Raw genomic sequence first — 12,367 nt, forward strand, 5'->3', positions numbered from 1 at the left:
GTAGAGGATCGAGTTCACGATCTCCCGCATCGCGTAGGCGCCCTGGTGACCGCTGACCGAGCGGTGCCGGTCCTTCCACGCGGTGATCACCGGCTCGATCAGAGCCCACTGCTCGTCGGATAAGTCGCTGGGGTACAGCTTGCGTTCACTCACACCATCACACCAGCAGACGAGCGGCTATGGACCGGCAGACTCCGCCCCGTACCCACACCAACAGGTGACGCGATAACCCATCAAAGAGTCACGAACCGCCCTCTGAGATAGGACGCCATGCCCTCCAGACCCTGGATCATGTTCTGCGCGCCGGTTGTCCACTGCTGGTAGGACTCCAGGAAGGTGCCGGACGCGAGTTGGGTGCGGAACTCGCTGGCCACTAACTGGTCGACCATCGACTTGAGGGACTGGAGCTTATCGTTGATCTCGCCTTGGCCGGTCTGCAAGGAGGTGGCGGCGCGGTTCAGGCCGTCGTAGCCGACACTTACATCTGCCATCAGGGTCTCCTCATCTGTCGCTGCTACGGACAGCGAGTGCTTTGTCAAGATCGAGTGTGCCTTCCACCAGCTCGATGAACAGGTCTCTGACCTGCCCGACAGACGCCAGCAGGCCGGCGTGCGTTTCGGCAGTTGCTCGGAGGAAGTCGTTCATAGCCGCCTGAACTGGCGGGGAAGAGGCGATGCTCTGCGTGGAATCGAGCGGGCCCGGCGACGTGCGCATGTCGGAGTGCAGGCGGGTCAGTTCGCGTGCGACTGCTTCGGCTTCCTGTGGATCGAAGGCGAATCCTTCAGCCATCTGACTCGGCCTCCAGCTTTCAGTGGATGGCTCCTCCTCGAAGCTTGAGCGTTTAATTATGCAACGGATACCCTCTGTTGGGGCAACCTGTTTCGAAAGGGAAACCGTGGAGAGGGTGGGGACGGGTCACGAAGGCGGCATCGGCCGGATCTGGCAGGGCGGTGCCGAGTGAACGGGGTCCTGGGCGGGGCGGGATGGCTTGTGGCGCCGTGGGCGCCCGTGTGATTGATCAGCCGATCGGTGGCGGATCGAGGAGCTACCTGTCAGCACCTGTCCGAGCTGGAGCGGGCGGTGGTCATCGAACAGGCGCTGGGCGAGGCCCGTGCGGCGTGGGTCAACCTGACGAGGGTTGGTGAAACTGCTCAGCCGTCGGTCATCGGTCCGGTCACGGTGAGCTGCGCACGTTGAACAGGGAACTCGCTGAGATTGCGATGTGAAGGGGGTTGGGACATGCCGGCGCGGGTGGTGGCTGGGCGGTACCGGATGAACGGTGTCCTGGGGCGGGGTGGGATGGGCGTGGTGTGGCGGGGATCGGATGAGCTGATCGGTCGATCGGTGGCGGTGAAGGAGCTGCGGGTTCCGACTGGTTCGTCGGAGGGGGAGCGGGCCAGTTTCAATGAGCGAGCGTTACGTGAGGCGCGTACCGCGGGTCGCCTGAGCCATCCAGGCGTTGTGGCGATCTACGATCTCGTGCCGGCGACCGAGCAGGATGACGCGGTCTACATCGTGATGGAGCTGGTGGAGGCACCCTCACTCGCGCAACTCCTGCAGAGCAGTGGTGGGGTGGGCCAGGAGCGGGTGGTGGGTATGGCCCGCCAGTTGTTTGCGACGTTGGCCGCGGCGCACGGCGTCGGGCTGGTCCACCGGGATGTGAAGCCGAGCAACATCATGGTCTTACCCGGTGACCGAGTGAAGCTGTTGGATTTCGGTATCGCTCATGCGATGGACGACACGCGGTTGACCCGTCAGGGTGTTGCCGGGTCGACGGGGTACATGGCGCCGGAGTTGTTCGAGGGGGCTGATCCCTCGCCGGCGGTGGATGCCTGGTCTTTGGGTGCCACTCTCTTCCAGGCTGTGGAAGGGTTTGATCCATTTGCTCGCCCCACGACGGCCGCGACGCTCCACGCCATCTTGCACGACAGCCTGCCGTCCCTGACATGTGGTGCGCCTCTTTCGGAGGTGATCGCCGGGCTTCTGACCCGGGATATCAACGAGCGGTTGAGTATCGAGCAGGCTGCCGCGCTTCTCGACGCCGACACCCCGGCCACGCCGGCGGCTTCGACGCCCGCCGCCCCGGCACCGCGACCGGATGACGGCCCGCGGCAGGACGAGACGACCTCCATCCGCCCCACCACTCCTCCCGCTGCCCGTAGGTCACCCGCATCGCCGAACCGTCCCACCCAGGCATCCTGGGCAGACCACCCCACCACTACCGGACACAACACCCTAGAGATCCGCATGGATATGCGGGGGTCGAGAAAGACGCAGGCAGGGTGCCTGGTCTTTACGCTGGTGCCCTGCTCGGCGCTGGCGATCCTTCTATGGACCATTGACCCCGAGTATCACTGGTCGTTCGCAGCACCCCTCGGCGTCGTGTCCGGTTTATCTCTTCTCATCTTCATTGGTGTTTTCACGCAGCCCCGTATTGCAACGGTGAGAGGTGCCCCCGATCGCCTGGCCTATAAACGGGGTTGGCAGAAGTGGAGCGTGGAATGGCGGGAACTGCAGCGGATCACGGTGCGTCTGTACAAAGGCGCCAGGGGGAGAACTTTTTGGGAGATTGAAGCGACCCATCTGAACCGGAATGCGAAGATTCCGCCCTCCTTCCGCCAGGGCGAGGGAACCGCCACTCTGTTCCTCAGATTCTCCACGGAGGAGCAGGCGCGCGACGAACTAGCCCGTCTCGACATCTTTCTCAGGGCGCACGCCCTCACCAGGTATCAGGCGCATGGGGACCTGGCCGACCTGCTCGACTCCTAGTCACGGCGGACTGAGCGGAAAGAGGAACGGATGATTCTTCGATTCTCGGTGCAGGACGCCGCCGGGGGAGTACGCCATGATGTGGAGGTCGTCGCCGCTTCGGAAAGTCGTGTGGGCTCGGTATTGGACGCCCTGCCGGCAGACGTGGACGGTCGGCGGTGCTACGTGGGAGCTGCCGAGTTGGATCCGCGGGCCACCGTGGCCGAGAGTCCCCTGATGCCGGGGGTTGTGGTCAGCGTGGGTGCGCCGGGGCCCGCGTTTCGTCCTGTGCCGGGGCACAGCGTGGGAGTGCTTGAGGTGGTGCAGGGGCCGGACGCGGGTCTGACCGTGGCGTTGGGTTCGGGGACTCACACGGTGGCGAGGAATCATGAGGCCGAGGTGTGTCTGCGGGATCTGGACGTCTCCCGGAGGGAGCATGCCCGGCTGGAGATCTCTCCGGACGGTCAGGTCGAGGTGGTCGACCTGGATTCGACCAACGGCACATTCGTGGACGGCGTCGAGGTCGTCGGCCGGGCAGTGTTACGGCCGGGGCGTGTACTGAGGATCGGCGGGGACGAGCTGAGATGGGTTCCCGTCCCCGAAGGGGGACTGCGGGTGACCCGCGCCCCTGACGGCCGGCTGGACTTCGACCGCACCTTCACCGCCGTTCCGGAATTGCCACGAGCCGGGGTCACCCTGCCCAGGACGTCGGCCGCTGACGATTCGACGGACCATGCGGAGTGGCTCATCTACCTCTCCGCGTTCGGAGTCATCGCCCTCGCCTTGGCTACGGGTCGCCCCATCTTCGCCCTTTTCGGCATCATCGGTATTTTCGGTGGCTTGATGCGGTCCAGCCTCACGGAACGTCAGCACAAGCAGAAGGCGAAAGCTTTCACCGCGGCGAAGGACGACGTCTGGCAGGAGATGAGCGCTCACGCGGACGAGGAACGGCGCGTGCGTCTGCTGTTGTCTCCCGGTCCTTCCGAGATCTTCGAACTGGCCGGCGGTGCTCGACCGGAGTTATGGCCGCGGCGCGTCGACTCCTCGAACGGCCTGGTCCTTCGTGTAGGGACCAGCGATCAAGCGCCGTCGGTCGATGTGCGCGGTGAGCGGTGGGACGGCTTCGAAGTTCCGTTGATGGCGGGCGTGCCGGTCACGGTGGATCTGCGCGTCACCGGTGTGCTGGGGATAGTCGGCTCCCGGGCAGGCGCCGGAGGTCTACTGGGTTGGCTGCTGATCCAACTCGTCACGTTACGCGGTCCCGACGACCTGCGCATCGTGGTGATCGCGGCGGATGGACGCGAGGACGCGGTATGGACCAGGTGGCTGCCGCACGTGGACGCCGGGCTGGCGTCGGACGGGCCCTGTCTCATCGGGAACACCCACGCCACGCGGGCGGCCCGGGTGCGGGAGCTGAGGACGCTCGTCGCCGAACGGCGTGCGGAACGCGCCAGGGCCTCCGCAACCCGGTTCGCCGAGGAGGTCGTCGTCGTCCTGGACGGCGCGCTGGCGCTGCGCAACATGCCGGGCATGAGTGAGGTGTTCCGCGACGGCCCGTCGGTGGGGGTCTACCTGCTGTGCTCGGACCAGCAGGCCATGAACGAGTGCCGCGGCCTGTGCGAGGTGAGTAACGCCGTCGTGAGTCTCACCGTCAGCCCCGGCGCTGCCCCCGTCCCGGCCAGGGTCCATGTGCTAGACGGTGAGCGGGCTGAAGGGCTGGCCCGGGCACTGGCCCCGATGCGCGATCGGGCCACTCTCGGCACCAGTGCCAACGCCGTGCCCGACCAGGTACGGTTCCTCGACCTGCTGAGCATCGGCACACCGTCCGCCGAGGACGTGTCGCGGCTGTGGCGCAACGGCGAAGGGCCACGCACCAGGGTCGTGCTCGGTGCGGATGCCGGCGGTGCGATCACCGTCGACCTCGCCGGCCAGGGTCCGCACAGCATGCTCGGTGGAGCCACCGGAGCGGGCAAGAGCATACTGCTCCAGACCCTGGTCACCTCCCTGCTCCTGGCCAACCGCCCCGACGAACTCAACCTCGTGCTGGTGGACTTCAAGGGCGGAAGCGCGTTCCTGCCCTTCCAGCGCTGCCCCCACGTCGTCTCCCTGATCCGCTCCACCGGCGAGACACCGGCCGACATCTTCGACGCCACCGCCGCAGCCAGGGTCCTGGCCTCCGTGCGTGCCGAGGTGAGCCGCCGGGAGTCCCTGCTCGCCAGGTACGACGGGGAGATCGACACGTACTGGCACCGGCGCCGGACCCAGCCCGGTCTGCCGCCGCTGCCCCGCCTGGTAATGATCTTCGACGAGTTCGCCCGCGTACTGGAAACCTCGCCCGACTTCCTCAAGGAACTCGTCAACGTCGCTGCCAAGGGCCGTTCCCTCGGCATGCATCTGATCCTGGCCACCCAGTCGTTGCAGGGCAAGCTCTCGCCCGAACTGAAGAACAACATCTCCCTGCGCATCAGCCTGCGGCAGAACGAGCCCGCCGACAGCAGCGAAGTCCTCGGCGTGCCCGACGCCGCGACCATCCCCGGCTCCCTGCGAGGTCGCGGGCTGATCATGTGCACCACCGACGAGTCGCGCACACCTCAGGTGTTCCAGTCCGGCTACCTCGGCTCGCCACCACCGTCCGGATCAGCGCGCCCCGCGGAAGTACGCGCACTGCGGTGGACCGACCACGGAGCACTCCGCCCCGCCGCCCCCGCCCCGCGCGGCAACGAGCCCACCGACCAGGAACTGGCCATCGCCGCCATCGAGGAGGCCGCCCGCCGCCAAGGGCTCACCGCCCCCTTCCGGCCCCTGCTGCCCCCGCTGCCCGTCACGCTGACACTGGAAGCCCTCACCGAGCGGCCGTCCGCCGCCCTTCCCGCCGGCGCGGTGCCGTTCGGCCTGGCCGACGAGCCGGCCGAACAGACCCAGCCCACCGAGTACCTTGACCTCGACGGCCCGGATCGACTCCTCGTCGCCGGCGGCCCCCAGTCCGGCCGTACCACCTTCGCCCGGACTCTGATCACCAGCCTCGCCACCCGGTTCCGCCCCGACCAGGTTCACCTCTACGTCATCGAGCGGCATCCCGCCGGGCTTGCCGACTACAGCGAGCTGCCCCACTGCGGGGGCGTCTTCTCCCCAGCCGAACCCGACCGGATCCGCCGCCTGATCACCTGGCTCAGCCAGGAGATCCACCACCGCGCAACCACCCCCGCATCAGAGGCGGACCACCCCCGCCCACACATCGTGGTCATCATCGACGGCTGGGAACACTTCGAGGACCACAGCGACCCCGCATTCGTCGAAACCTCACTGCTGACAACTCTGCGCGAAATCGTCGCCGCCGGAACACCACTGGGTGTACACCTCGTGCCCCTCGGCGGACAGGACATGCTCAACCACAAGCTGCCCACCTACTACACGCGCCGCCTGCTCCTCCCCTTCCCCAAGGAAGAGACCCGCCGCGCCCACCTCACCTCCCGCATGACCAGCCCACCCCTCCTGCCGGGCCGGGCCATCGACGCCGCCACCGGCCGGCACATCCACCTCTCCCGAACCACCGCCTCACCCGGCGACCTTGCGCAGCGGTCCGGATACACCGACCCCACCCACTTGCCGAGACTGTTCCCTGCCCTGCCGAGGGACATCGCCCTCAACGAACTGCCAGCGCCGCAACCGCCGCCCTCACCCACCTGGGTCCCCCTCGGCATCGGCGGAAACGACCACACCACCATCGGCATCGACCCCATCGCCGGCCCTCACTTGCTGCTGATCTCCGGGCCCTCCGGCTCCGGACGCACCACCGCCGCAGCCGCACTCGCCCACTCCCTGCGCCGCGTCGGCATCGGCGTACTCGCCGTCACCTCACCCCGCTCCCCCCTCCCCGGTCTCCTCCCCAACGACCCGGGCATCCGGCTGCTCAGCGACATCTCCCACAAGGACACCGACCTGCGCGACGCCGCGGCGGCCTTCGGCGACGGGCCCTGCACCGTCATCCTCGACGATGCCGACCACCTCACCGTGATCCCCACCCAACAAGGCTTCGCCGACGCCCCCACCCTCCTTGACGACATCGCCCGCCCCGCAGCACGCGGTCACCGCGCCCTCGTGCTCACAGCCGACGCCACACCCATCCTTACCGGCTTCCCCAGCCCGCTCTCCCGGCTGATCAACACCATCGTGACCACGGGGAACCGCATCCTGCTCGCTCCTTCAGGCAGGCCAGTCGCCGTGGCGCACAACATCGCGCTCGAAGCGGATCAGTACTTCAACGCCCCACCAGGGCGCGGCTACCTCGCGACCGGCCCGACCTCTGTCCTGCTGCAACTCGCAAGAACCGAAACCTGACCGCGGCTGCCAGGGCCCTGTGGCAGCCCAGGTCTGTCAATGCGGTGATGACCAGTGAAGCAGCCTTGTCGCGGCATACCCCCAGCGTGCACGGTCACACAGATCCGGCAGTCCAGCAGGCGATGGCGAGGCGCAAAACCGTCAGCGCTGTTCGATGCAAAGACCATTACGTGGTCATTGCGTCGCATCCGGCAGTTTTCGGTTGCGTACGCAAGAAGACCCCGTACTCAGCGCTTGCGCTGGTCACGGGGTCTTGGGCACCTCATCCAAGGTGCCCCCGGGGGGAGACTCCACAGATGGTCGCGCCCCTGACCAGCGCATTCAGGCCGGCCGCCTCGTCATCGAAGGGCGCTTCCATCCCAAGGTACTCAAGAGGGAGGCGTGATGGCTCCTCTGACATCGTCACACGACGCCGCCGCGTCGAGGAAGTCCTTCGAGCATGCGGTCGCGATGCGATGTGTGACCCTGGTCATGGCGGCGGTGATCGGGCTGACGTTTCTGTTCGGGTTCGGCAACGTGCTGGCGTTGGGGCTGCGGCTGGGCGTGCCGGTCTACGTGGCGCCGTTGGTTGCTCCGGCCGTGGATCTGTCGGTGCTTGGGCTGCTGTTGGGCGTTCGATACCTTGCCCTCAATGGTGCTCCACGTGAGCAGATCCGCCCGGCGCGCAGATTGCTGATCTTCGCGAGCGCGATGACGCTGGCGTTCAACGTGGCCGAGCCGTTGCTGGCGGGAACGTACGGGAAGGCGGCCTTTGACGCTGTGGGTCCCCTGCTGTTGATCGGCTGGGCAGAGGTAGGCCCTGGGCTCCTGCAGGCAATCAGCAGCACCGGTGGTGCGGATATGGTCTCGGCGGCTGTCGAGTCGCCCGAAGGATCACCTACAGCACCCAGCAGGATCAAGCCAGCCGGAGGCCAGCGAATCAGGAGGCAGCGCAAGAAACCGGCGCAGCCGGACCGGGAGTTGTTGCGGCGCGCTCAGCAGGAGGACGCTCGTCATCGTGAAGAGCAGCAACGGCCCATTTCGGCTGAGACGCTCAGGAAGCGGCTGGGCATCGGGGCGAAGAGATCGCGGATGCTGGTGGCCGCAGTGCGCTCCGAAGGGGTGCACTCTCTTCGCGCTGGGCGACTGGAAGGTTCTTCCGGTGAGCAACTCGGTGGTGGCCAGGGAAGCGAAACCGCGGGCAATAGCGTCTCAGCCCGTTGACGAGCGCCTAGAGGCAACTTGGTCCGGGACTGAAGCACACGCCTTGTACGGACCGTCGGTTCGATCCGTTGGCGAGATCCTCGGACCATCGGCCAACTGTCTGCCCCCGGTTCTCGGTCACCCCGGAGGGCGACCGCCACCGTCGTCGTCGCCCCAGATCGGTGCGAGCAGCCGCGGATTGCGCTGACCGCAGGGCCCGCGGAGCCACCCAGCCGCCACCGCTGCATAGACCAGACACCGACTCGTAACCCCTTTGCGATCACCGAGCTGGGCTCGCCCCACACGACCCGCTCGGGCCCTCATGGAACCACCACGCCCAAGTAGATAGCGGACCTCCTTGCGCGTACCAACCCCATTACACCGGCGGACAGGTAGGAGCAAGCTCTGTCCGCCGCTATGACAACCGAGTTCAAGATCAGTAATCCATCGGCTTGATTTCTAGAAAAATGTCCAAAATCATAACAAAACCGGACGAGTATGTGGGAAACGGGTTGTGTGAACCGGTGGTTGGAGCTGGCGCGCTACCATCCCCTTGAGCCTGGTTCGGTGTGGCGGCAGGTAATTCGGAGGAGTGGATGGCATTCGCACAACCAAGGCGGCTGGATGTCCTGCCTTCGGCGCGATCGCCACGGCTGGCGATTCTGCGCCCTGACAGTGACTTCCTGCGTCTGCTCGGCGCAGACCACACCAAGGAAAGGTCCTACTCCCAGCCGTGCCGTGACTGGCCCGAGGTTAAGTCATACCTCGCGATCCTGCTTGCTCCTGCCGACCAGCATGGCGACGATGGAGATCGGGAGCTACCGGAGCAGATCTGGGGGCTGGCCATCATGCGTCCCGCTCACGAGACCGACCGGGACCGAAAGGTCTTCGTCACCCGTGCTCGAAGGATTCAAGGAATGGTGCCCTTCTCGGGGCTCTGGTGCGCAGGCGGCGAGCGCGACGGCGCACTTGGCAGGTCACTACCGGAAAGCGGTCCTGTCACGGTCGATGCCGACATCGTGTTCGCCAATCTCCGGCGTATTTCCCCTGATGTCGAAAGGGAAGTCCAGAGGCTGTTGCCGTTGCTCGACGACGGCGAAGGCTGGAGCGACCGGGAGCTCCGCTGGCGCGATGAACGTGATGCTCTGCTGCTCTTCGCCAAAATAGCCGGGTTGGCCCCGAACAACTTCGCGCCGGTACGCAGCTGGGACAGGACAACCGCCCAGGCAAGCTTCCTCAGCGGGCTCACCGGGACTGCGGTTCAGCCGATGCTCGACGACATCCGCGGGCGGGCAGCGGAGAGGTTTAGCGGCGTAGGTGAGACCGTTGTCCAGGCGTTCGCGAGCGGTGGAGGCCGCCACAACTATGAATTCGAGGCCACGTCGATCACCGATCGGTGGGTGGTCGACGGCGGGGAGGGCTCCCTCGACGCCTACTACTACCATGTTGACACCCGGACGCTTGTCGTACTGCGCTACCTGTGCCCTGGCCCGAACGGGGGCTTGTCGACCGATGACCGGCACAGTCTGGACGATTTCCTCGGGCGTGTTCATCGCTTGCGGAGACTCGCCCAACGCAGCCCCGACGATTACGGCTTGCTGAACGACCCTCTCTTTCTGCGCATTCACGAGCAGGTGCCCTTCACGGCCGCCCTGCACCGGACGAGCTCCGGCGCGATCTACCCCTACGGCCAGATTGCAGCAGCGGTCTCGGCCGGCACGGTGCATGGCCTCCCAGGTCTTTCCACCGACTTGCTCACCCGCCACCTGGTGCCGACCGACTTCACCCGCCTGGTGCGCGACGGCTGGTTCGGTGCGCGCGACGTACCTTTCGGCGTAGTTCTGGACTGGGTGGACGCGACAATCGCAACTGCCGGTGTCGCTTTGATTGTTGCTGACTTCAGCCGTCGGCCGCGTGGCAACGGCCCAGGGATCGGGATGCGGGCTCAGGGCATCGCATGACACCACCAGTGGGAAGGCAACCCTCCATGGCCACCTCGGGCGCGGACACGCCTCGCCAGGTCACGCAGGTCCGCGAGCAACTGCACGAAACCTTCGACGGGGTGATAGACGACAGCGACATCGCCCACTTCGGAGGTGGCAACTACGAACAGCGATTCCTCTCCCGTGCGCTCGCAGCCCTCGCGGTTCGACGCGTGGGCCAATGCACCGTGGCCGAGGCGGCCCGGTTCGTCACGGACGGCATTGCTGACCAGGGATTGGACGCCATCGCCCCCCTGCCGGAGAGCGGGCAGGCTCTGCTCGTCCAGGCGAAGTGGAGCGACAAGGGCACGGCGACCTTCGACGTGGATGCCGCCAAGGCGATGGTGGACGGCCTGAACCGGATCGAGAACGAGCTGTACGACCAGTTCAACCAGCGTGCTGGCGCCCTCGCGCTGCAGGCCAGGCGGTTCATCGTCAACAAGAGAGCCACCCTTGTCATCGCACTGATGGGCACCGTGGAGCCCTCCCCGCCCGCACGCGAGGTTCTCGCGAACGCTCTGGACGAGTTCAACAGGCACGGCGCCCGCTTGAGTGTCAAGGTGCTGTACGCCGCCGACTTCCACGACCAGATCCATGCGGATCTCCGGCCGGAGCCGATCCGTCTGGACGTCCGCCTTGACGACTGGTACCAGCAGAATGGACCGCTACAGGCATATCAAGGCACGGTCTCCGCCGAAAGCGTCGCCGAATGGTACGAGACACACGGTACCGGGCTGTTCGAGCAGAATCTCCGGGCCCCGCTCGCGACCAGCGTCACCAATGCGGAGATCGGCCAAACCCTTACCTCTGATCCCACCAGGTTCTGGCATCTGAACAACGGCATCACCATGATCTGCGACTCACTCACGGCGACGCACGACAGCGCGAAGTCGCCGCGCAGCAGGCCGACCACCCTCACTGTGACGGGGGCGAGCATCGTCAACGGAGCCCAGACGGTACGGGCTGTCACCCGGGCGATGGATGACGACGGGGAGGCTGCGGCCCATGCCACGCTGAGCATCAAGGTCATCAACACGCATGGCGACGCAGGATTCGGCGTACAGGTGTCGCAGGCGGCGAACCGGCAGAACGCCATCGAGCAGCGTGATCACATCGCGCTCGAACCCGTGCACCAGGCGATCAAGGCCAACCTGCGCGCCGAGCTGCGCAAGCACTACGTGATCAAGCGGGGCGAGCCGGTCGCGCCCGAAACCGGTTGTTCACTGGACGAACTCGCTCTCGCACTCGCCTGTCTGCACGGGGATGCCGAACAAGCCGCCCGGGCCGCCAGTTCCACAGAGAACCTCTGGGAGCAGGGACCCCAGGGCAGCCACACCGTGCTGTTTCACCGTGAACCCTCTCCGCAGAAGGTGTGGCGCTCCGTCCTCACCCTGCGTGCGGCACGGAGCGCGGTCTACGAACTGGGCAGCGGCCAGAACAGCCGCGAGGCGGCGACCGCGGAGCACGGTGGCCTTCTCGTTGCTCACGTGCTCTTCCAGCATCTCGGGGCCACGAGCATCGATGACCCGGACTTCGACTGGGAGAGCGAGGTCCTGGAGAAGATCCCCACCCTCGTACCGGATCTGGTGCGCCGGCTGACACACCAGATCGTCACTCATTACGGGCCCCGCCCCCAGATCAGGATCGCCTTCCAGAGCGCGGAGACTTGCGGAGAGCTGGCGAAGCACGTCCTCGGCGACCTGGCCGACGGCGTCGCCGTTCCCATACCTCCCGCGAAGGAGCGCAAGCCGCGCCGCAGGAACACGGTGCCGGTCCTGGTCGACCGCCGTGTCATCAAGGAGGGAGCCCCCCTTCTGTATGCGGCGCTGAACGAGCCCGAGCGTGAGGCGTTGGAGGAATGGCTCGTCGAGGACGAAAGGCGACGCCAGGCAACCTGGGTCAATCACCGAACCAGGCCGATCCTGTGGGCCTACGACGAGGAGCGGTACTCGCCGTCCGGGCTCGTGTCGAAGATGTGGGCGGATGCTGGATGGGACGACCGGCCGGTGTCCAACCAGGGGACGGCTCGTTGGTTCCTCGCGGACGGCTGGAGCCTATGGGATCTTGCACAGCGCATCCACAGCGAAGAGGACGAAGAGGGCGAGGACGACGCATGA

8 protein-coding genes are annotated in these 12,367 nt (G+C 66.3%); 5 read left to right on the forward strand and 3 right to left on the reverse strand.

Annotated features, from left to right (window positions below):
- From I003_RS36860 to I003_RS0112140, 3 genes are all read right to left on the reverse strand, one after another.
- Positions 1 to 153 (reverse strand): transposase (locus I003_RS36860; protein WP_037720698.1); only part of this gene is annotated, 153 nt, incomplete at its 3' end.
- Between the two features lie 80 nt (positions 154 to 233).
- Positions 234 to 491, reverse strand: a complete 258-nt coding sequence (locus I003_RS31995; protein WP_051368202.1) for a WXG100 family type VII secretion target — start codon at positions 489 to 491, stop codon at positions 234 to 236.
- Positions 492 to 501: 10 nt separating this feature from the next.
- Complete coding sequence (locus tag I003_RS0112140; protein ID WP_027771785.1) at positions 502 to 789, reverse strand: hypothetical protein; 288 nt, start codon at positions 787 to 789, stop codon at positions 502 to 504.
- A 450-nt stretch (positions 790 to 1,239) separates the two neighbouring features.
- On the opposite strand from I003_RS0112140, the gene I003_RS34200 reads away from it, so the two are divergent.
- The 5 genes from I003_RS34200 (at position 1,240) to I003_RS0112165 (ending at position 12,367) form a co-directional block, all read left to right on the forward strand.
- Entirely contained in the window at positions 1,240 to 2,769 is a 1,530-nt protein-coding gene (locus tag I003_RS34200; protein ID WP_078563950.1) for a serine/threonine-protein kinase, read from the forward strand.
- A 216-nt stretch (positions 2,770 to 2,985) separates the two neighbouring features.
- Positions 2,986 to 7,086, forward strand: coding sequence for an FtsK/SpoIIIE domain-containing protein (locus I003_RS0112150; RefSeq protein ID WP_486584189.1), 4,101 nt, complete (start codon positions 2,986 to 2,988; stop codon positions 7,084 to 7,086).
- Between the two features lie 384 nt (positions 7,087 to 7,470).
- Positions 7,471 to 8,289 (forward strand): SpdA protein, encoded by an 819-nt coding sequence (locus I003_RS32005; RefSeq protein ID WP_199784286.1) that lies wholly within the window; start codon positions 7,471 to 7,473, stop codon positions 8,287 to 8,289.
- Between the two features lie 575 nt (positions 8,290 to 8,864).
- The gene (locus I003_RS0112160) at positions 8,865 to 10,229 is read left to right on the forward strand and encodes a hypothetical protein (RefSeq protein WP_158688962.1); all 1,365 of its coding nucleotides are present in this window, start codon (positions 8,865 to 8,867) and stop codon (positions 10,227 to 10,229) included.
- 26 nt (positions 10,230 to 10,255) lie between these two features.
- On the forward strand, positions 10,256 to 12,367 hold the full coding sequence (locus I003_RS0112165; protein WP_027771788.1) for an AIPR family protein: 2,112 nt from the start codon (positions 10,256 to 10,258) through the stop codon (positions 12,365 to 12,367).

It is taken from the genome of Streptomyces sp. CNQ329, from assembly GCF_000482585.1.